This window comes from Photobacterium angustum (assembly GCF_003026365.1).
Taxonomy (GTDB): Bacteria; Pseudomonadota; Gammaproteobacteria; order Enterobacterales; family Vibrionaceae; genus Photobacterium; species Photobacterium angustum.
Genome location: NZ_PYOM01000030.1, coordinates 1 through 19,887 on the forward strand (window position 1 = coordinate 1; position 19,887 = coordinate 19,887).

General features: G+C 40.1%; 22 protein-coding genes and 2 pseudogenes. 22 read left to right on the forward strand and 2 right to left on the reverse strand.

The annotated features are described in order from the left end of the window. Positions 1–191: 191 nt before the first annotated feature. The 13 genes and pseudogenes from CTN01_RS21655 (at position 192) to CTN01_RS21715 (ending at position 11,300) form a co-directional block, all read left to right on the forward strand. Positions 192–1,088, forward strand: a complete 897-nt coding sequence (locus CTN01_RS21655; RefSeq protein ID WP_045150224.1) for an OmpA family protein — start codon at positions 192–194, stop codon at positions 1,086–1,088. Further along, on the forward strand, positions 1,088–2,437 hold the full coding sequence (locus CTN01_RS21660) for a sigma-54-dependent transcriptional regulator (RefSeq protein ID WP_045082398.1): 1,350 nt from the start codon (positions 1,088–1,090) through the stop codon (positions 2,435–2,437). The genes CTN01_RS21655 and CTN01_RS21660 overlap by 1 nt, the downstream gene beginning before the upstream one ends. A 12-nt stretch (positions 2,438–2,449) precedes the next feature. Continuing rightward, positions 2,450–2,821, forward strand: a complete 372-nt coding sequence (fliE, locus tag CTN01_RS21665; protein WP_005364357.1) for a flagellar hook-basal body complex protein FliE — start codon at positions 2,450–2,452, stop codon at positions 2,819–2,821. Positions 2,822–2,824: 3 nt separating this feature from the next. Further along, entirely contained in the window at positions 2,825–4,570 is a 1,746-nt protein-coding gene (gene fliF, locus CTN01_RS21670) for a flagellar basal-body MS-ring/collar protein FliF (RefSeq protein ID WP_045150223.1), read from the forward strand. Then, positions 4,536–5,570 carry a flagellar motor switch protein FliG gene (locus tag CTN01_RS21675; RefSeq protein ID WP_005364361.1) on the forward strand — a complete coding sequence of 345 codons (1,035 nt, stop codon included), beginning with the start codon at positions 4,536–4,538 and terminating at the stop codon, positions 5,568–5,570. Before fliF ends, CTN01_RS21675 begins: the two co-directional genes overlap by 35 nt. Next, the gene (fliH, locus tag CTN01_RS21680; RefSeq protein ID WP_208598952.1) at positions 5,570–6,367 is read left to right on the forward strand and encodes a flagellar assembly protein FliH; all 798 of its coding nucleotides are present in this window, start codon (positions 5,570–5,572) and stop codon (positions 6,365–6,367) included. Before CTN01_RS21675 ends, fliH begins: the two co-directional genes overlap by 1 nt. Beyond that, positions 6,345–7,694: a flagellar protein export ATPase FliI gene (fliI, locus tag CTN01_RS21685; RefSeq protein ID WP_045128064.1), complete on the forward strand. Its 1,350-nt coding sequence runs from the start codon at positions 6,345–6,347 to the stop codon at positions 7,692–7,694. The genes fliH and fliI overlap by 23 nt, the downstream gene beginning before the upstream one ends. Positions 7,695–7,731: 37 nt before the next feature. Then, on the forward strand, positions 7,732–8,175 hold the full coding sequence (gene fliJ, locus CTN01_RS21690; RefSeq protein WP_045150221.1) for a flagellar export protein FliJ: 444 nt from the start codon (positions 7,732–7,734) through the stop codon (positions 8,173–8,175). A 340-nt stretch (positions 8,176–8,515) separates the two neighbouring features. Then, complete coding sequence (locus CTN01_RS21695) at positions 8,516–9,481, forward strand: TDT family transporter (protein WP_080896236.1); 966 nt, start codon at positions 8,516–8,518, stop codon at positions 9,479–9,481. Between the two features lie 96 nt (positions 9,482–9,577). Next, positions 9,578–9,961, forward strand: coding sequence for a GFA family protein (locus tag CTN01_RS21700; RefSeq protein ID WP_045150220.1), 384 nt, complete (start codon positions 9,578–9,580; stop codon positions 9,959–9,961). Positions 9,962–10,108: 147 nt separating this feature from the next. Beyond that, a complete protein-coding gene (locus CTN01_RS21705) occupies positions 10,109–10,513 on the forward strand; it encodes a DUF1801 domain-containing protein (protein ID WP_045082391.1) in 405 nt (134 codons plus the stop codon). Positions 10,514–10,554: 41 nt separating this feature from the next. After that, positions 10,555–10,656: pseudogene (locus CTN01_RS23085) on the forward strand (GNAT family N-acetyltransferase); the annotation flags it as partial. Between the two features lie 95 nt (positions 10,657–10,751). Next, entirely contained in the window at positions 10,752–11,300 is a 549-nt protein-coding gene (locus CTN01_RS21715; RefSeq protein ID WP_045128068.1) for a GNAT family N-acetyltransferase, read from the forward strand. A gap of 353 nt (positions 11,301–11,653) precedes the next feature. Here CTN01_RS21715 and CTN01_RS21720 read toward each other — a convergent pair whose 3' ends face one another. After that, entirely contained in the window at positions 11,654–12,571 is a 918-nt protein-coding gene (locus CTN01_RS21720; RefSeq protein ID WP_045150219.1) for a LysR family transcriptional regulator, read from the reverse strand. Positions 12,572–12,877: 306 nt separating this feature from the next. On the opposite strand from CTN01_RS21720, the pseudogene CTN01_RS21725 reads away from it, so the two are divergent. Continuing rightward, positions 12,878–13,140 (forward strand): annotated as a pseudogene (locus CTN01_RS21725) (glycine betaine ABC transporter substrate-binding protein); the annotation flags it as partial. A gap of 176 nt (positions 13,141–13,316) precedes the next feature. After that, positions 13,317–14,339, forward strand: a complete 1,023-nt coding sequence (locus tag CTN01_RS21730; protein ID WP_045150218.1) for a zinc-binding alcohol dehydrogenase family protein — start codon at positions 13,317–13,319, stop codon at positions 14,337–14,339. A 147-nt stretch (positions 14,340–14,486) separates the two neighbouring features. Here the strand turns inward: CTN01_RS21730 and CTN01_RS21735 are convergent, their stop codons facing one another. Beyond that, the gene (locus CTN01_RS21735) at positions 14,487–15,386 is read right to left on the reverse strand and encodes a LysR family transcriptional regulator (RefSeq protein WP_045082387.1); all 900 of its coding nucleotides are present in this window, start codon (positions 15,384–15,386) and stop codon (positions 14,487–14,489) included. A 108-nt stretch (positions 15,387–15,494) separates the two neighbouring features. On the opposite strand from CTN01_RS21735, the gene CTN01_RS21740 reads away from it, so the two are divergent. The 7 genes from CTN01_RS21740 (at position 15,495) to CTN01_RS21770 (ending at position 19,822) form a co-directional block, all read left to right on the forward strand. Beyond that, the gene (locus CTN01_RS21740) at positions 15,495–15,959 is read left to right on the forward strand and encodes a DMT family transporter (protein ID WP_045150217.1); all 465 of its coding nucleotides are present in this window, start codon (positions 15,495–15,497) and stop codon (positions 15,957–15,959) included. A gap of 2 nt (positions 15,960–15,961) precedes the next feature. Continuing rightward, positions 15,962–16,402, forward strand: coding sequence for a DMT family transporter (locus tag CTN01_RS21745; protein WP_244156110.1), 441 nt, complete (start codon positions 15,962–15,964; stop codon positions 16,400–16,402). 4 nt (positions 16,403–16,406) lie between these two features. Then, positions 16,407–17,420 (forward strand): Gfo/Idh/MocA family protein, encoded by a 1,014-nt coding sequence (locus CTN01_RS21750; protein WP_045150214.1) that lies wholly within the window; start codon positions 16,407–16,409, stop codon positions 17,418–17,420. A 129-nt stretch (positions 17,421–17,549) separates the two neighbouring features. Further along, positions 17,550–17,981, forward strand: coding sequence for a GNAT family N-acetyltransferase (locus CTN01_RS21755; RefSeq protein ID WP_045150213.1), 432 nt, complete (start codon positions 17,550–17,552; stop codon positions 17,979–17,981). 98 nt (positions 17,982–18,079) lie between these two features. Beyond that, positions 18,080–18,772 (forward strand): sulfite exporter TauE/SafE family protein, encoded by a 693-nt coding sequence (locus tag CTN01_RS21760; RefSeq protein ID WP_282957572.1) that lies wholly within the window; start codon positions 18,080–18,082, stop codon positions 18,770–18,772. Positions 18,773–18,879: 107 nt separating this feature from the next. After that, entirely contained in the window at positions 18,880–19,176 is a 297-nt protein-coding gene (locus CTN01_RS21765; protein WP_045150211.1) for a Dabb family protein, read from the forward strand. Between the two features lie 112 nt (positions 19,177–19,288). Continuing rightward, positions 19,289–19,822 carry a nucleotidyltransferase family protein gene (locus CTN01_RS21770; RefSeq protein WP_045150210.1) on the forward strand — a complete coding sequence of 178 codons (534 nt, stop codon included), beginning with the start codon at positions 19,289–19,291 and terminating at the stop codon, positions 19,820–19,822. The last annotated feature ends 65 nt before the right edge of the window (positions 19,823–19,887 follow it).

Here is a 19,887-nt window from a genome sequence, read left to right on the forward strand (position 1 = left end):
ATATTTAATCGTTATTATAATCGTCAAAAAAATGTCTTTAAAAACGTCAAATAATATTTGTCAGGCTTATTTTCTATACTTATTAAATAGATATGTCCAAGTTTAAGAATATAATGGCTAAATATAAATCGATATGAAATTATTTAGCTATAATAAAATTTGAGATTAACATGTAGAGGTGAGTGCTTATTATGACACTCATAAAATATACAATTGTATTTATATCTTCAATCTTTATTTCTTTATTATTTCCCATCAGTTCTATCGCTAAAGAGTTATTTTTACCGATGGATCTTGTTTCGTGGAAATATAAAGGTGATAGATTTAGTTGCTCATTGAGTCAAACAATTAACCAATTTGGGGTAATTACCTTTGTCGCGAAATCTAGGCAACCAGTTGGCATGCAGGTACAAAGTTACCATGTAAAAGCGCCTTATGAGCGTGCCATATTAAGCCAAGTACAGTCCCCTTGGGCATTGAATACCGCGCCTATCACTGTAGACGAAGTGGATTTAGATAAAAAATCAGGGAAAGTGTCTTTTTATACAGATATTGAGGCGTTACTTGAAGCTATGGCGCAAGGTAATTGGTTAGGAGTAAGGCTGTCATCGTCGAATCAACAAAATACGTTTGATGTAACAGTCCCTTCAGTGAATATGACGCAGGCGATGGCTAGTTTTAATCTCTGTCGAGCTAAGTTACCTGCAATGGCATACCGTGATGCAAGAGACGTGGTATTGCAATTTCAGTTGGGTCAACGTGTGGTCAATTCATCGCAAAAACAAATCTTGGCAGATTTAGCGAGTTATTTAAAACATGACAAAAATGTTAAACGTGTATTGATTGATGGACATACAGACAATGTTGGATCCAATGTTGCCAATCTTCAGATTTCAAAAATACGTGCTGACGATGTAGCCAGCATTCTGCGTGAAAATGGTGTGCGTTCATCGCTGATGGAAGTTCGCTCCCATGGCTCTCGCTATCCTGTTGCCAACAACAATACCCAACACGGAAAAGCTAAAAATCGTCGCGTGACTATTCGCGCTATTCGCAAGGAAGATGCAGTAAAAAGGAAGGGTAGCTAATGCAGCCTAACAATATTCAATTAGTCGAGCCAAATTTAAGTGCAGCAAATCAAATTATTGCTGTGCTTGAAGGCAAAGGTTATAGCGTCAATCACTTCACTTCTGGACGTGCTGCGTTATATCAATCTCGCTCAACCATCACTTTGGTCAGCTCGCATATCACAGATATCTCACTTACTGATTTTATTCGTCAATTCCATCAAAAAGCTGTAGCGACTAACCGTTCTTCCACGCCTATTTCTATTGCTATTGTCGATCAGGCGCAAGGAATGATGGCGGCGGATGCAATGAAAGCAGGTGCAACCGACTATTTACTTCGTCCTTTTGAGTCTGAACAGTTATTGGGCTTACTTGCACGCGTTGAAGCATTAGATAAACCCTTAACCAATATCGTGGTGGAATCGTGGCGTAGCAAGCAAGTGTTGCAGTTAGCACACCGCGCTGCAGGGACAAACGCGACAGTATTGATCACTGGTGAATCTGGCACCGGGAAAGAAGTATTAGCGCAGTATGTTCATCAACATTCATCTCGTTCAAATGCGCCTTTTGTTGCCGTTAATTGTGCTGCTATTCCTGAATCCATGCTCGAAGCGGTGTTATTTGGTCATGTCAAAGGGGCTTTTACTGGTGCGACACAAACGCAAACCGGTAAATTTGAAGAAGCCAATGGTGGTACGATTTTATTGGATGAAATCGCTGAAATGTCACCCAGTCTTCAAGCTAAATTATTGCGTGTGCTGCAAGAGCGTGAAGTGGAAAAAGTGGGTAGCCATAAAACCGTTCCATTGGATATTCGCGTCATAGCGTCAACCAACAAAGATTTACGTGTAGAAATTCAAAAAGGAACATTTCGAGAAGATCTTTATTACCGCTTAGATGTACTACCGTTGCATTGGCCATCACTGCGAGATCGTAGCGCCGATATTCTTCCTCTTGCGCGATTTTTCATAAATAAATATCAAATGGGAAGTGCGTGTCAGTTGTCGGAAGATGCGTGTTTTGCGTTGTCTAAATATCACTGGCCGGGCAATATCCGAGAGTTAGAAAATGTCATGCAACGAGCCTTGGTGATGCGCCATGGTGATTTCATTACTGCACAAGATTTAATGTTGCCGATTGATCCTAATGCTGCGCCATCTTTACCTCAAACTGAGGGAGGGAATGGTCGGGTAGAAGCGAAGAAAATGGCAGAGTTTCAATACATTATCAAAATTCTTAAACAATTCGGTGGTAACCGAACCAAGACGGCTCAGCAATTGGGCGTTACTACTCGCGCACTGCGTTACAAGTTAGCTGCAATGCGTGAACAGGGAATAGACATCGATGCTGTATTAGGTTCTGCGGCATAAAAGGAGAGTTAAATGAGCACAAATAATTCGCTACCCTCGGTATCATCTGAACAACTCATGCTTGATAAAATGCAGCAGATGCAGCAACGCACTCAAGCTGATTTCATCGTAAAACCTAATCTTATGCAGGTCGAAGCAACTAATACACAGTTTGCCCCTTCGCCATTGTCATTCTCGCAAGCCATGACCGGTGTTTTAAATACCGTTAATCAACATCAAAAAATCGCCAGTGACAAAGTTACAGCGGTTGAATTGGGGAAAAGTGACGACTTAGTAGGCGCGATGGTGGCAAGCCAAAAAGCCAGTTTATCTTTTTCAGCCCTTATGCAAGTGCGTAATAAAGTGGTTGCGTCATTTGAAGATGTTATGAAGATGCCGGTGTAACTTATGTCTGAAATAATTGCTCAACCATCGATGACAAATACGGCAGCAGGCTCAACCGCTACCAGTGGGTTTTCATCAAATCCGTATATTAATAACCTTAAAAATCTTTGGCATAGCAGTCAGCGCAATCTAGTTTTATCTGCTGTGCTTGCTGCAATTGTCGCAGCCATTATTGTGGTAGCGTTATGGAGTTCAAGTCAAAATTACCGCCCCTTATATGGGCAGCAAGAACGTTTTGATAGCGGTGAAATTATCTCGGTATTAGAAACGGAAGGGATCCCTTACCGTCTTCAAGAAGCCAACGGACAAGTGCTGGTGGCAGAAGGTGAAGTAGCAAAAATTAGAATGTTACTGGCAGCTAAAGGGATAAAAGCCAAGTTACCGACAGGGCTAGATTCATTAAAAGAAGACTCGTCGTTAGGAACCAGTCAGTTCATGGAAACCGCACGTTACCGTCATGGACTTGAAGGCGAGTTAGTGCGTACTATTATTGCCCTTGATGCTATCGCCAATGCTCGTGTTCACTTAGCAATTCCACGACAAACCTTATTTGTTCGCCACAATGCGGAAGCGCCGACAGCGTCAGTAATGGTTGAACTGAAACCGGGAGAAGATCTAAAAACTGATCAAGTCGAAGCTATCATTAACCTTGTTACTGGCAGTGTAACAGGGATGAAAACAGAAAATGTTTCAGTTGTTGATCAATATGGGCGTTTACTCAGTGCCGATATTGGCTCGTCTGAAATGGGTAAAGTGAATGCTAAATACCTTGATTATCAGAAGAATCTCGAAAAGCAGGTGATCCAACGTGCTGCTGATATGCTAACGCCAATCGTCGGACCAAGTAATTACCGCGTGCAAGTCGCCGCTGATCTTGATTTTAGCCATGTTCAAGAAACCAAAGAGGTGGTTGATTCAACGCCTGTAGTGAAAAACGAGCACCGTATCGAAAATAACAGTATTGATAATATTGCTTTAGGTGTGCCGGGTTCATTAAGTAACAAGCCACCCGTTACTGGCGAAGAAGAGAATAAAGACAGTAAAAATACCAATGAACGAACGGAAATTAATCGTCAATATGCGCTAGGCAGCAGTGTTCGTCATACCCAATATCAACAAGGTAAATTAAATAAACTCAATGTCTCAGTGTTGCTTAATTCTACGGCGGCACCAAATGGTAAAGCATGGACAGAAGCGGAAACACAGCAAATTAGCAATATGATCAAAGATGCGGTAGGGATCAGCGCTGATCGTGGTGACAGTTTAAGTATTTTAAGTTTCAACTTCACGCCGATTGCAATTGATGCGCCACCTGCTATTCCGTGGTGGCAAGATCCAACAGTACAACAACCATTACGCTACATGATCGGCGGTATTCTCGGCTTATCGATGATTTTCTTTGTGTTAAGACCGCTTATTAGCCATTTAACAGGATTAGATCGTCGACGTGATGAGTTAACTTTTGCTGAAGAAGATATGGCGCACTCTTACGATGAAAGCCTGCAAACTCGCGAAGAGCAAGAACACGAAGAAACGTTAAATGAGCGTTTAGCTGCGAAAGGTATAGACGGGACGAATAACGCCTTTAATGCCAGCAATGATTTGTTGCCACCACAGGGCTCGCCATTAGAAATCCAACTTAAACACTTACAGCTTATTTCAACTGAAGAGCCAGAGCGTGTTGCTGAAGTCTTAAAACAATGGGTGAATGTTAATGAATCAATCACAAACAAAAAATCAGACGGATAGTAAAGCCCCTGTACTGACTTATGTTGATAAAACAGCAGTCGTTTTGCTGGGTATGGGAGAAGACGCTGCTGCTGAGGTATTGAAGCACTTTACCCGTGATGAAGTGCAGCGTGTTACCCGTTCAATGGCGGCATTAAGTGGTATTCAAAGTGATAGTGCGAAAGGGGTGATTCAGCACTTTTTTGAAGATTTTCGTGCTCACAGTGGTATTCGTGGTGCATCGAAAGAATACCTTTCAAATACCTTGCGTAAAGCGTTGGGTAATGATTTAGCCAAAGGGTTACTTAATAACATTTACGGTGATGAATTACGTAACAACATGCAACGATTGCAATGGGTGGATGCAGAATTATTGGCGAAATATGTCAGCCAAGAGCACCCACAAATGCAGGCGATATTCTTAGCCTATTTACCGCCAGAAACTTCATCGAAAGTGTTGGCGAAAATGCCCGTCGATTACCATGACGAGCTACTTTATCGCGTCGCGCAACTCGATGAAATAGATCATGATGTTGCCGCTGACTTACATGATTTGATTGAACGTTGCATTGCTCATATGTCGCAAGCACAAAATGCACCTATTTTAGGTACCAAGCAAGTTGCCGATATTATCAACCGTTTCGAAGGTGATCGCGGCCAATTAATGGAATTACTTCGTCTGCATGATGAAGAAATGGTGCACGAAATTGAAACCAACATGTTTGACTTTATGGTGCTAGGTCGCCAGAAAGAGTCAACTATGGATAGGCTGGTACAAGAGATCCCAGTCGCGACTTGGGTGATTGCGTTAAAAGGTGCTGAGATCAGCTTACAACAAGCGATTAAACGTTCAATGCCACAGCGTATGGTGAAAACCTTAGAAGATGAAATGGCACTAAAAGGTGCAGTACCTGTGAGTGAAGTAGAACGTGCACGCACTGCCATTATGGATCAAGTACGTGACCTGGCAGAAAATGGCGAGATTGATCTTCAGCTCTATCAGGAAATGACGGTGGAGTGATGATGAAGAAAGTAAAAATACATCAGTTATCACCGGGGCAATATCGACCTCATCGTTTTCCTCCTGTGGCAGAGCCTGTGAATCATGGTTTTAATGATGGATTAGGTGATGTTGATCCTGCGATTAATTGTCAAGACAGCCAGTTTGAATTACAACAAAAACTGGATGAAGGCTTTCAACAAGGGCTCAACAAGGGCTATGACGAAGGATTTAACCAAGGTGTTGAGCAAGGTCGTGAACAAGGTATTATCGAAGGCCAAAAAGACGGTTTTCAACAAGGTTACGGACAAGGTGAGCAAACTGGGCGAGAGATCTTTAGCCAAGCAGTAAAACCGGTTGAGAAAATCTTGTTTGAATTAGAACAATGGCAGCAAGAAAAAGACAAACAACAACGTCAGCTCATTTGCGACTTGGTACAAAAAGTGTCGCAACAAGTTATCCGCGCTGAACTGACATTGATGCCACAACAAATTCTCGCTTTAGTCGAAGAAGCACTGGATGCGATTCCGGGTAAAACAGAAAAAATCATCATTGAACTTAACCCGCAAGATATTGAGCGGATACATACCATCAATAAGGGCTTACCTGAGTCTTGGAAGCTGATTGCTAACCCCACATTACCTGTTGGAGGTTGTCAGCTGATAACGGATAACGCAGAAGCCGATGTGGGTTGTGATGCGCGATTAGAAGCTTGTATCGAGAATGTACAGCAACATTTAGTTGAGCAGAATCACCCGTTAGATACCCCAATCCGTGTTGAACAAGGAGATCAGCATGAATCGTCTTCAAGCGGATAGTTTAACCGCACTTGCCGCTCTTGATAGTGTGCCTATTGCACGGGTCACAGGGCGGTTGGTAAAAGTGAATGGCTTAATGCTACAAGCTGTGGGGTGTCGTTTTAAACTTGATCAACGTTGCTTAATCGTGGCTGATGATGGTGAGCAGATTGAAGCACAAGTGGTCGGTTTTGATCACAATATTGCGTATTTAATGCCAGTTCGTCAACTCGGTGGATTATATGCAGGTGCGAAGGTGATCCCGATGCAAGGTGGCAGTACAGTGAATGTTAGCCAAAAGTGGATTGGACGAGTTGTTAACGGGCTAGGAGAGCCGCTAGATAATGGTTCACCGCTACAAGGTGGTGAGAGTTTATCGTTAGAGCCAAAGCCTATTAACCCTATGAAACGCCAGCCTGTTGAGTCACCATTAGATGTTGGTGTTAAAGCGATTAATGGTTTACTGACTGTTGGTAAAGGTCAGCGAATTGGCTTAATGGCTGGCAGTGGTGTAGGTAAAAGTGTCTTGATGGGGATGATCACCAAATACACTGCCGCCGATATTATTGTGGTGGGGCTGATTGGTGAACGTGGTCGAGAAGTTCGTGAATTCATTGAGCGTAACTTAGGTGAGGAAGGACGAAAACGTGCAGTGATCATCGCCGCGCCTGCTGATGAATCACCACTTATGCGCTTACGAGCGACCAAGCTTTGTCACCGCGTTGCCGAATACTTTCGTGATCAAGGTAAAGACGTATTGCTACTAATGGACTCATTAACCCGATATGCCATGGCGCAGCGTGAAATTGCACTCGCATTAGGAGAACCGCCAGCCTCTCGGGGTTATCCACCATCGGTATTTAGTTTATTGCCACAACTACTTGAACGTGCTGGCAATGGGGAAAATCCCAACGGCAGTTTGACCGCGATTTATACCGTGTTAGCTGAAGGGGACGATCAGCAAGATCCTGTAGTGGATTCGGCACGCGCCATTTTAGATGGTCATATTGTGTTATCTCGCACATTGGCAGAGCAAGGGCATTATCCAGCCATTGATATTAATGCTTCCATCAGCCGATGTATGAGCAGTTGTACTGAGCAAGCCCATGTCACCGTTGCGAATCAATTTAGGCAGTTAAATGCGAACTATCAGCAAGTCAAAGAGTTATTACCATTAGGAGGCTATCAGCAAGGACAAGATCCTGAATTAGATCAAGCGGTAATGATGCAACCCCAGCTTAAACAGTTTTTGCAGCAGCCTATAACTGAACATTGTGATTACCAAGCGAGTCTAACCCAATTAGCCAACTTGTTTTCATTAAATCAACCCAGTCCGTCAGCACCATAGCCACATCGTGTTTTAGGAAATGGAGCAAGAATAAACCATGAATTTACCAGTCAAAGCTGTTGAGCAATTACAACGATTATCAGAGCAAAAGCGCGATAAATTGAGTGCTATTTACCAGCAGCAGCGCCAGCAAGTGGATAATTATCAGCAACAACTTCAGTTATTAAGCCAGCTAAAACAGCATTATACGGGGGCTGATCAACTACAAGACTCTGCGATTAACAGTGCGATGTTAAATAACAGCAATCAATTAACGTCACAGTTAACGACCATGATTGATCATCATCAGCATGAGCAAGCGATCATGAGTGCGGAATGTGATCACAGTGAACAGCAATTACAAGCCAGCAACCAACAAGTTAAACGCTTTGAAGAAGTAAAGAAACGGTGGCTTGCCAAACAACAATACGAACAAGCCCGTAAAGATCAAAAGCAGTTAGAAGAGTTGATTAACTTGCGGCATAAAAAGCGGAAGGTCTGAAGTGTTAATTACAAGGAGATATTATTGAATATTTATTTGAGACAATAGTCCCGTAACCAACCCTCATTTAAAGTAAATATACGCGTTGTGTTATTTGTCGTTTTACTGATAAAAACAATCAAGCCTTTATCACTTTTCAATACTCTCAAATCCCCCTTTTAAGCATATTTTATGTAAGCATAACACTCTCACCTAAATCCCTACAAAAGTTAATGCTTTGTTTCTTGTGTAATTAATTAATACATCCAAGGTTACAAATTCGTTTCTATGTGGTTGATTTGCACTTTTAAGTGGTATATAAAATGTACCTTAATGCTTGTGGGGAATTGGGTTTTCTATAATGAAATCGGCAAAAGAAAAACTTCTTTATGCGCCATCATCCATTGCTGGTCTTGCACTGGGAGTGGGTAGTCTCGGTTGGTGCTGGGAGAATGCATATACTTTCAATGGTTTTTCTAAGTGGTTTGCCGCAACAATTGCATGCTCTCTGTTGTTTATTTTATTCATTAAGTTTTGCCTTCACCCTAAACAGTTAAAATCCGAGCTTGCTCACCCTGTGATTGGCAGCGTTCTTCCAACGTTTGCCATGGCGCTAATGATCGTTTCTCATTCTATTGGAGAATTTAATCCAAATGTCGGCGATGGCATTTGGCTATTTGCTATCATGATGCATGTGATTTTCATGATCACGTTTGTTTATCATCGAATCAAAAGTTTCAAATTACATCACATGGTGCCAAGTTGGTTTATTCCTCCTGTTGGCATTATTGTTGCGGATGTGACATTTTCTGGGCGTTCTGATTTAGCACCCATTGCTCATGTCGCGTTATTATTTGGAACGGCGGCCTGCGTAGTCATGCTACCTCTCATGTTCTACCGTTTGCTTTTTACTGATCCCATCGCTGACACTGAAAAGCCAACTATTGCGATACTTGCAGCACCGGCAAGTGCAACTTTAGCAGGTTACTTAAGTTTGATAGAGCAGCCTTCCCCAGTGCTGGTAGGCATTTTATTTGGTATCGCAATTCTATTAACAAGTGTTATTTATTGCGCGTTTTTCAGGTTACTTAGGTTGCCATTTAACGCGAGTTTTGCATCCTTCACGTTTCCTATGGTTATCGGTTCTACTGCTTTGTATAAATTGGCTCATTGGATGGAACTACAAGGCATACCTACCCAATATGTACATCAAATTAATCAGTTAGCATATTTCGAGCTTATTATTGCTACGCTGGTGGTGTTGTATGTGTGTACTCGATTCGTTATTTTTTATGGTAGATTTGAAAGCATAAATAAAGCGATTTAAAGTAAATTACTAGGCTTGCTAAACAACGATGTAAAGAATAAAAGTAGTCATAATAAATTTTGTATTTCTGTTGATACATCGATATGGCGGTTAAATATGGAAATTAAAGGAATTCACATTGCAAAATGTCACTGTGGTGCTGTTGAGTTAGAGCTGACCATGCCAAACGGATTAGAAGATCCTCGTCGTTGTTCATGTTCTATATGTCGAAAACGTGGTGCCATCGCTGCTTCTGTATTACTTGAAAACTTAAAGATAATAAAGGGAGAAGATAACTTAACCCTTTATCAATTTAACACTAAGACTGCTAAACACTATTTTTGTAAGACTTGCGGTATATATACTCATCATCAAAGACGTTCTAATCCCCATCAATTTGCAATTAATGTTGCATGTCTTGATGGCGTTAATCCTTATGATTTGGAGCCCGTCAAAATTTATGATGGGATCAATCACCCAAAAGATACTATCAACTTGTAACCGTAAACATTTATGTGTTTTATAGAAAAGTGGATAAGATACACTCCAATACATTATTTTAGTGACACTTTAGTGCTTAAAGTAATGGGGTAGTGTTGCCCATATTTTAATTAAGCGTGATATGTTCTTATTTATAGGATCAAACGAATGGATTTAAGTGTTAAACAAAAATTTGAAACGTATCCTGATGAAGTAACAGAGTCTCTCTTAGTTATTCGTTCACTTATCATAAATACAGCAAATGAACATGGGATTGCTGATTTAATAGAAACACTAAAGTGGGGAGAGCCAAGTTATATTTCTAAAATTGGAAGTACTATTAGATATGACTGGAAACCCAAATTCCCAAATGAATATCGTATTTACTTCCATTGCCAAACAACCTTAGTTGATACCTTTAAAGAGGTTTACGGAAATACCTTTGAGTATGAAGGTAATCGAGCGTTAATATTTAAGCTTAGCGACGATATACCAACTAAAGAGTTGTCACACTGCATATCCATGGCATTACGCTACAAAAAGCTAAAACATCTTGATTTGTTAGGCGCTTAGAACATATAACAGAGTAATTAAACAAAGATATTACGCTGTGGGCTTGTTTCTATCGTTCATACGGGTATATAGGGGAGAAACTATCTACCTATCATTCACCAAGAGGTATTAGTTTAGATTGTATTCCAATGCAAAGCCGTTAGTAAAACAGGTTTAGCTGTCTTATTGCTAGGAAAAGACAACACGATGGGAACACAAAATTACGGATAGAAAGCTAGATTTTTTTAAGAGGGAAATCATGTTTAAAATGGAAGTTGAAAAGGATTTAGCACTTGCGCTCGTTGAGCCTAAATTTGCGTCCAAATATCTCGCCATTGTCTCCAATCAGCGTGACTATTTAAGTGAATGGTTGGCTTGGCCGCCTCATGCAAAAAATGAAGAGTTCTTCCTGAACTTTATCAAGAAATCATTGCACGAATATGCAGACGGTAAATCACTCGTTTGTGCAATGATGTTTCAAAACGAAGTGGCAGGTAATATTAGCTTTAATACTATCAACCACGATTTACAAAAGGTAGAAATTGGCTACTGGTTGCGTCGTGATTTACAAGGTAAGGGTATTGTCAGTAAGTCACTATCAAAGCTTATTAACTACGCTTTCACAGAGCTGAATATGCAGAAAGTTGAAATATCAGCAGCGGTCGATAATCAAGCCAGCCGAAGTGTTTGTGAGCGTTTGGGTTTCAAGCAAGAGGGTATCATAACTCGTGCTGAGAAACTCAATGATCGAGTAGTTGATCATGTAATATACGGGTTAAGCCGTAACAGTGTGGCCCAAACCTATTAAGGCTATGGCGGTTTAGCGCAAGACGTCTCAATCGTTTATATCTAAATATTAGTCAACACGGCAGTGCGTATAAATAGCTTTACTATTACATACATGATTAATATTTAAATTTATTTTAGAAAAGGATAATATGCAACCATACGCATTCTTTTTGCGTATATTAAACTTATCATTTCAGCCCACTTATTACTTTTAGTGGGCTTTTTTTCCCCTCAGTGAGTACGTATTAATAGTTTAGGTTATCGGAAAATATCCATAGTTTTACTGTTAAATGTACCGTGGTCGCTTTCGTGTCGTGAATATGTTTTATAATCCTAGGTACAGACAGAGTGATTTAAGACCTCGTCCGTATCTTATATTGCCCCTATTTCATTTAATTGTTCCAGAATTGCCTTTGTTTTATCCCTAAACAAATCTCTTAGTAGCCTTACCGTAGGTGTGACCGACTGACGGCTGGGGCAGACCAACCACAGTTCCGTCGGTGCTGTTTTGTATTCTTGCATTATACTCAAGACCCGCCCTGCAAGAAGATCGTCGGACATATCAAGGCTCGATTTAATTGCCACTCCTTTACCAGCAACACACCAGCGTCTAACAAGATCGCCATCATTTGAAGCCCTGTTACCCTTGAGTTTTACTTTATGAGTCGTTTCCTCATTACTAAACAGCCATTCATTTTGCAAAACATCATATAGCTGATAAAAGAGTGCATTGTGCTCTAGTAAGTCACTTGGGTGCGTTGGTGTGTTATGTTCAGCTAGGTAGCTCGGGCTTGCGCATACCACTCTTGGAACGTCACAGATCTTAAAGCCATATACATTCTGATCTGTTGGCGAACCATAGCGCAGAGCCATGTCGACTGAATCTCGATAGAAATCAATATTGCTGTCACTAATACTTGAACGCAGAGACACATTTGGGTATTGAAATAAAAACTCATCTAACCAAGGGGTGACGAGGTTTCGTCCTAAATCAGACGACAGTGCGATACGGATTTCACCGTCAATAATACCCAGCTCTTCCTGCATATTCACTTTGGCATGCTCAAGTATTTTTAGCGCTTCTTCACACTGAGGTAAATAGCGCTCTCCCGCTGAAGATAACCTCAAATGGCGTGTGCTACGCACAAAAATTTCGACGCCAAGGTATGCTTCAACACGTTTAACGGCGGCACTAGCCGTTGCGGTACGTATATCTAAATTTGTTGCGGCGGCTGTGATACTGCGAAATTCTGCCACTTTTAAAATGACTTGTAGATCTTCTAAAAGCATAACTAGGCCTTTATTGGTACAGAGGGCATCAGTAATTACTGATTTCACTACTTATAAAGTAGTCGTTGCGACAGGGCTATAAATTTTCAAATGACATTTGATAATGATTAAAACTAAAGATCATTTTAATTGTTAATAACTTACTTGTCATAGAGGTATCTAAGCAAGCCTGTTTTAACACAATAATAAGAAAATGAAGCGCATAATTGTCAATTTATTTTTGATAATGATTCAAATATTAGGCTGTTTTTTATTGGTATTTGACCTTGTATTCTTAATTCAAATACCACGTTAAGAAAAAGAGTAATGGTTAAAAGAATCAAAATTGGTGTGACATCATTGTCGTTTCAACGCACGACAACGTCATTGATTACCAATGTATTGAAAACCATGGGATTCGAAGTTGAACAAGTCTTCTCTCCTCATCAGGAAAATTTTGAAAAATGAAAACGGCTGAAGTCGATATGCTTTCTTCTGCTTGGTTACCGTCGAGTCATGGTATCTATAAGTCGAATGTTGAAGAGGTTATGCCATTAATCGAGCTTGGACTTCACTACGAACCTTACGCATGAGTGGTTGGTTACACAGGGCGTGATCTCACTGAAAGAGTAGAAAAGTATCCCTTCACTACACCGTTGAGTCGTGTGGTTATCAAATACAGCTTAAATACAATGAAAAGATTAGGCGGTTTATCTGGAGTAAAAACTCTCTAGGTTGAATGTGCCTAATCAAAGGAGAATGAATAATGTCACCATTAACAATGAAAGCAATTGGTTTTACTCAATCACTTGCGATTAATGAGCAAGACAGCTTATTTGAATTTGAAACAAACCTGCCAGACTTGAAAGAAAATGATCTGCTTGTAAAAGTGAGCGCTGCCTCTATTAACCCAGCCGATGCAAAAATTCGAATCCGTAACGCAAAAGACAAAACATTAGAAACCCCAAAAGTATTAGGCTACGACGCAGTTGGCGAAGTAATTGCTAAAGGTGACAATGTAGAAGGCTTTGAAATTGGAGACCGTGTTTATTACGCAGGTGATGTGACTCGCATGGGAACAAACGCCGAATACCAAGCGGTAGATTATCGAATTACAGCTCACGCACCAAAAAGTCTATCTGATGAATCTGCGGCAGTCATGCCTCTAGCTACGCTGACAGGTTGGGAGGCCTTATTTGATCGTCTGCGTATCCGTCCAGAAGAAAAGAAATCTATACTGATTATTGGTGGGGCTGGTGGTGTTGGTTCTATTACTATTCAATTGGCGAAGCAGCTTACTAACCTGACTGTCATTGCAACGGCTTCAAGGCCAGAGACCGAACTGTGGGTGAGGGAAATGGGCGCTGACCATATCGTGAATCACCATAACCTAGTAGAGTCTGTTCGGGAGCAGGGCATTCAGTATGTTGACTATATTTTAAATGTTGCAGATACCAAAGGTCACTGGGATACAATGGTCGAGCTGATTGCTCCACAAGGCATGATTAGTTCAATTGTTGAGTTTGATGGTGGCGTTGATTTATCAGCACTACAAGGTAAATCAGTAGGTTTTATTTGGGAGTTTATGTTCACTCGATCACTGTTTAATACTGATGATATTCAGAAGCAACAAGACATCTTATGTCAAACTGCAAACTTGATTGATGCTGGACGTATTAAGTCAATACTTACCTCAACATTGAATGGTCTTAGTGTCGAGACGTTAAAAGAAGCACACCAGCGTATTGAAAGTGCTGCGTCAATTGGAAAAACGGCTATTAAATATTAATTCAGATTTAATAAACGTGACGTTGATGTAATACACAGCGACTCATTAAATGTATATATCAAATATACTGACAAGTATATGTTTATAAATGAGTTAGTCTATTCGGCTAACTCATCATTATCTCTTTTCCGGTTAGACGGAAGCTTATTACCAAATCTGGCTCTTATTACTCAATTTTTGTTCTAAATAATCAAGAAATACCTTCAATTTTGCTGGCATAAATGCACGTTCAGGATATACAGCGTATATGCCGTGTTCGGGTAACCGATATTGTTCCAATATTGGAATGAGCGTGCCGTTGCCTATCTCATGTTCAACAAGGAAAAGTGGCATTTGGCAGATCCCAACATCATCAAGCATCAGCTGTTTTAGAACATTACTGTTATTTACCTGAATGTTACCTTCTGGCTTAATTCGTTCTAAGCCGCTGGGACCATAAAAAGTCCACTCTATGCCAGATCTGAAATAGGAATAATATAAACAGTTATGTTGTTTTAGATCGTTTATCGCTGTTGGTGTTCCGTATTTTGCAAGGTATCCAGGTGATGCGCAAAGTACGCTGTGACACGGTGATAACTTACGAGCCACTAAATTTGAATCAGACAATGCCCCGATTCTAAGTGTCATATCCAATCCATCTTTTACTAAATCAACGACTTTATCATCCATAGATAAATTCAGTTTTATATCTGGATAAAGACGTAAAAATTCACTGAGTAAAGGGGCAATATGAAGCTCACCGAATACCATAGGGACGCTTACTTTGAGGTGACCTTTGGGAGAGCCCTGAAGACTGCTGATAGCATCCTCACCTTCATTGATCAAAGATTTTGCTCTATGTATATAGCTATAATATTGCTCTCCCGCCTCAGTTAAGCTTAGTTTCCGTGTCGTCCGTTGAATAAGCTTGGCACCTAGGTGAGTCTCTAATGTGCTAATTCGTTTGCTTACCGCTGACTTGGTTATTCCGAGTTTGCGGCTCGCTTCGGAAAAGCTACCTAATTCTACGACGGCTGTGAATATGGGAATGGTTGAAAATGTGTCCATCTAATATTGTTAACTTATAGGAAACAAAGAGTTCAAAATATAACGGATTATCAATATAAAAGAAACGCTATATATTGCATCCCAACGGATAACCATTGGAAAAATAATATGAAAACTCAACCATTTCATTTATCTCTAGCGATGGCTGGGGGAGTAACACTCGCCAGTATGATCGCACTTAATAGTCATATGGCATTTTTTAGCTCCCCTTTACTTGCATCTTGGGTTGCACATGGCATCGGTGCTGTGGTCTCTCTTATTGTATTGATGATCGCCAGTATTTTAATTGGGAAAAAAATATCGTTATTACCTAAAACTAAAACCCCAATTTGGGCTTATTTAGGAGGTATACCAGGCGCTTTCACTGTGATTTTGGCTGCGATTACTGTTAATAGTCCATTGGGATTGTCTGGCTCACTCGCACTGATCATGGCAGGTCAGGTGCTGTTTGGACTTGTTTGCGATTCTTTTGGCTTGTTTGGTTTGGTTAAACGGGCTGTGAATTCTCATGATTTTATTGCATTAATCTTGATGGTAGCAGGTTGTTTAATGACATTATTCGGTAGGGGGTAATGATGACGCTAGTTATATTTCTTGCACTATTGAATGGTTGTTGTATCAGTTTTTGCCGAGTGCTTAATGGAAGACTTAGTCAGGATACCAGCGCATTTTATGCATCGTTTTGGAATCATGTTGTAGGGTTTATTTTTCTGAGTTTTGTCGTTTATTTTTCATCTACTGTTCCGGTTAAAACCATTATGGATGCTCCTGTGATAGCTTGGCTTGGCGGTGTGATGGGGACTTTGTTTGTCGCTCTTAATAGTTATGTGTTATCAAAAGTTGGCGCAACGCTGACAGTAATACTTGTCATAACCGGTCAATTGCTGACGGGAGTTGTTTGGGATGCTATCAGTAATGGTGTAGAACTCACCCCTTTATTAGGTATTTTGTGTATCCTTATGGGAATATTGGTCACTAAGCGCGGACAAGACCAGAAAGCAAACATTAAAGGATAATAAGTTGAATAATCAGAAAGCACGCTGGGGTATTGCAGGACTTGGTAAAATTGCACATCGCTTTGTTTCAGACCTGACTATGCAAGTCGACAATGCTGAACTCTATGCTGTTGCAGCTCGGGATAAACAGCGAGCTGATAGCTTTTCAAATCAATATGGTTGCCAAAGAAGTTATGGTTCATACACAGAGCTCGCAAACGACGCTAATGTAGATATTGTCTATATCGCGACTATTCACCCATTTCATAAAGGCTTGGTTGAATTATTTCTAAATAAAGGAAAGCATGTTCTTGTAGAGAAACCAGCATTCACAAACTTACAAGATTGGGATGCTATGTCGACGCTTGCTGAAGAAAAAGGGTTACTTTTAGCTGAAGCAATGAAAACAGTCGCATTTCCAGCTTATCAAGCAATGAAGCAGTTTATAAAAGAAAACAAGGTAGCAATTAACGCGATAGAAGCTTCCTTTGGTAATTGGCATGAGTTCGATAGTGATTGGCACTTATTTAATCCAAAGTTATGTGGCGGGGCGACTTTAGATGTTGGTGTATACGGTCTCTGGTTTTATGCTGATTTGTGTCGTTTAACAAATACTCCTATAGAGAAACCAACTGTCGAGTACGTTAATGATAATAGCCAAAGCGAAGTCGATGAAAATGTTGTGTTTAAGTTTGATGGACAGATAAAAGGTGAAATTTGCGCATCGATCACGCGTAACCTCAAACGAGAAGCCATCATTCGAGGGCCTGAACTAGAAATTGTTATTCATAATAAATGGTGGAACCCAAAGAAAATCGACATATCGTTTAAAGGTGAACAAACACAAATTTCAGCGGCTGTAAGCGGAGGTGGGTTTGAATACGAGATAGAGCATATATCTTCGCTAATCCTAAACAAGATCAATTATTCGGATGTCATGTGTAAAAAAACGAGTCGGCAAGTTATTTCTATTATGGAAGAGTCTCTCGTTGAGAATGGCTTTGACTATCTAGTTTGTTCGAAACCCTCAACTAATTGATATAACAATTAGTTAAATTTAGACTCCTCTATACTGATATGCCATTTGTTGTGTAAATTGTTCACTCGCATTTGGCATCTATCAGCAAGGAATGATGAGTTATCTGTAATGGTAGGTTTGGAGAGTTAGATGTACACAACCCGTCAAGCAGAAAATAGTGATTATGAGTTTCTGTTCGAACTTAAGAAATCAGCAGAATTTGAACCGATTAAAGCTGTCTTTGGTTGGAACGAAAATGTTCAAAGAAAAATTCATCGCGAAGAATGGGACGAGGAAAAACCAATCATAATCGAAGTTGACGGAGTTGCAGTGGGGAGCTACCTTGTGCAATTCCACGCAGAACACCTGTACTTTTGTCGTTTTTTCTTGTTACCAAAGTATCAGTGTAAAGGCATTGGTAGCCAAGTATTGAAAACTGTTATTGAATTAGCTAACCAAAAGTCATTACCTATTAAGCTGAGTTATTTACAAGGAAACCGAGTGGGGCAACTGTATAAAAGGTTTGGTTTCGAGATTACTGGGCAAGACAAAGAGTTTGTTTACATGCTCAAACCATGCTGATCATAATAAAACCAACGTGGATGTTACTTAATTACCTCATTAGCACGCAGGTTAAATGACATTACAAGGGAAGTACTGTTATCGAAATTATATTAGGGATACTTGCTTTAGTTACTTCTATGATTGCCGCCGTCGTCGGGTTTGGTGGCGGTATGTTATTGATTGCTTTTCTACCTTCATTTCTGGCGCCAAGCCTTATCATCCCTACTCACGGACTTGTTCAATTAGCAAGTAACTCATCTAGGATGCTGTTTTCAATTAATAAAGTGAGGTGGGAGCTGCTACCACGCTTCTTAATTGGCTCGGTGCTCGGTTCACTTGTCATCGGTTATGGTTTGTCTCATATATCGATGGATTATGTTCCATTGGGCATCGGTCTGTATATTTTACTTAACTTATGGAATCCGCGTTTTTCTAAAGCTGTGAGTAAGTATGAAAACTATTACTTGATCGGTTTTCTACAAACAGGATTAGGGCTTGTAATTGGTGCTCCTGGCCCGCTTGCTTTGACGGTTTTAACAAAACAGCTCAAGTGTAAAGATGAAATCATAGCGACCAGTTCGCTATTTATGTCTATCAGTCATTTAGCCAAGGTCCCCGTGTACCTTGTACTTTCCTCGGAACTACTTACCGATGTGCCAGTCATTGTTATTATGGTTATAGGGGCGGTAGTAGGATCGTATATAGGCACCAAGTTTCGTTTTAAGGCAAATAATGCCGCCCTTGTTAAAATTATAAAGATATTACTGACGCTATTAGCTCTGCGTATGATAGTTGAAGTTTTATTGTAAAACGGTTTTCAGTGTCTCATGACTAAATTTTTGTTTAATACTGTTCTATCTCAGTATCACTATGAGGTAGGTTATATTGCGGTATTAAATATTAGGGACAAGAAAAGATGATTAGGCATATATTACTTATAAAATTCAAAGAGTCGTCACCTGCATCCGAGATTGAAAAACTTAAAGGTTTGTTCGAATTAATACCCGAGAAAATAGAGGGTGTTGAATCGGTAGAGTGGGGTGAGAATGATAGTCCTGAAGATAAAAATAAAGGTTATACCCATTCGGTTTTGATGACTTTTTCGGATGAAGGTGGCCGACAAAATTATTTACCGCATGTTGAACACGATACTTTAAAACAAGTGTTTAGTCCTTTGCTCGAGGATATCATCGTTTTTGATTACACTTGCTAATCTGTGATACTGATAAATAATTTCAACCCGATTTCTCGTATTTATAGCGGAACTTTAAAAGTGGGTAACAAAACGATTTTCTGAAGAGTAATATATCTTTTGGTGAGGAAAAATGGACAAAATTGTAGAATTAATAAAACAAGATCCGGTAAGAACCGAGGCTCTTTATTATGTTTCTTTATTGGGTTTACCACAATGTTATATTGCCGCAGGTTTTGTGAGAAATTTAGTGTGGGAATCATTACATGGTTTCAAATCACCGAGCCCTTTAAATGACATTGATGTCATCTACTTTGATCCTGAAGAGTTAAACCCCAACGCCTATTTAGATTATGAAGCAGAATTAAATAAATGTATGCCCGATCTTAATTGGCAAGTGCGTAATCAAGCGATAATGCATAAGCGAAATAATGATAAACCGTATCAAAGTACTATGGATGCAATGAGTTATTGGCCTGAAAAGGAAACGGCTATTGCAGTACGTCAAATAGGTCAAGATCAATATGAATGCATTGCCGCATTTGGTTTTGAATCTCTATTTAATTACTGCATTACATATAATGCCAAGAGACCTCGTGAAATCTTTGACAATAGAATCAATTCAAAACAGTGGTTAGTGAAATGGCCTACTTTGAAAGTTGTATAATAGACGTTAAGAAATATTAGATGCCTTAATCTAACTCTACTGATTAATAATAAATTAAAGGACAA

Bases quoted from the DNA above. Each gene is read 5' to 3' on its own strand.
- CTN01_RS21675 (WP_005364361.1), top strand. From the start codon at position 4,536: ATGAATCAATCACAAACAAAAAATCAGACGGATAGTAAAGCCCCTGTA.
- CTN01_RS21735 (WP_045082387.1), bottom strand. From the start codon at position 15,386: ATGGACACATTTTCAACCATTCCCATATTCACAGCCGTCGTAGAATTA.
- CTN01_RS21705 (WP_045082391.1), top strand. From the start codon at position 10,109: ATGGATTTAAGTGTTAAACAAAAATTTGAAACGTATCCTGATGAAGTA.
- fliI (WP_045128064.1), top strand. From the start codon at position 6,345: ATGAATCGTCTTCAAGCGGATAGTTTAACCGCACTTGCCGCTCTTGAT.
- fliE (WP_005364357.1), top strand. From the start codon at position 2,450: ATGAGCACAAATAATTCGCTACCCTCGGTATCATCTGAACAACTCATG.
- CTN01_RS21700 (WP_045150220.1), top strand. From the start codon at position 9,578: ATGGAAATTAAAGGAATTCACATTGCAAAATGTCACTGTGGTGCTGTT.
- fliH (WP_208598952.1), top strand. From the start codon at position 5,570: ATGATGAAGAAAGTAAAAATACATCAGTTATCACCGGGGCAATATCGA.
- CTN01_RS21660 (WP_045082398.1), top strand. From the start codon at position 1,088: ATGCAGCCTAACAATATTCAATTAGTCGAGCCAAATTTAAGTGCAGCA.
- CTN01_RS21755 (WP_045150213.1), top strand. From the start codon at position 17,550: ATGTACACAACCCGTCAAGCAGAAAATAGTGATTATGAGTTTCTGTTC.
- CTN01_RS21720 (WP_045150219.1), bottom strand. From the start codon at position 12,571: ATGCTTTTAGAAGATCTACAAGTCATTTTAAAAGTGGCAGAATTTCGC.
- CTN01_RS21695 (WP_080896236.1), top strand. From the start codon at position 8,516: ATGAAATCGGCAAAAGAAAAACTTCTTTATGCGCCATCATCCATTGCT.
- CTN01_RS21770 (WP_045150210.1), top strand. From the start codon at position 19,289: ATGGACAAAATTGTAGAATTAATAAAACAAGATCCGGTAAGAACCGAG.
- CTN01_RS21655 (WP_045150224.1), top strand. From the start codon at position 192: ATGACACTCATAAAATATACAATTGTATTTATATCTTCAATCTTTATT.
- fliF (WP_045150223.1), top strand. From the start codon at position 2,825: ATGTCTGAAATAATTGCTCAACCATCGATGACAAATACGGCAGCAGGC.
- CTN01_RS21730 (WP_045150218.1), top strand. From the start codon at position 13,317: ATGTCACCATTAACAATGAAAGCAATTGGTTTTACTCAATCACTTGCG.
- CTN01_RS21745 (WP_244156110.1), top strand. From the start codon at position 15,962: ATGACGCTAGTTATATTTCTTGCACTATTGAATGGTTGTTGTATCAGT.
- CTN01_RS21765 (WP_045150211.1), top strand. From the start codon at position 18,880: ATGATTAGGCATATATTACTTATAAAATTCAAAGAGTCGTCACCTGCA.
- CTN01_RS21740 (WP_045150217.1), top strand. From the start codon at position 15,495: ATGAAAACTCAACCATTTCATTTATCTCTAGCGATGGCTGGGGGAGTA.
- CTN01_RS21715 (WP_045128068.1), top strand. From the start codon at position 10,752: ATGTTTAAAATGGAAGTTGAAAAGGATTTAGCACTTGCGCTCGTTGAG.
- fliJ (WP_045150221.1), top strand. From the start codon at position 7,732: ATGAATTTACCAGTCAAAGCTGTTGAGCAATTACAACGATTATCAGAG.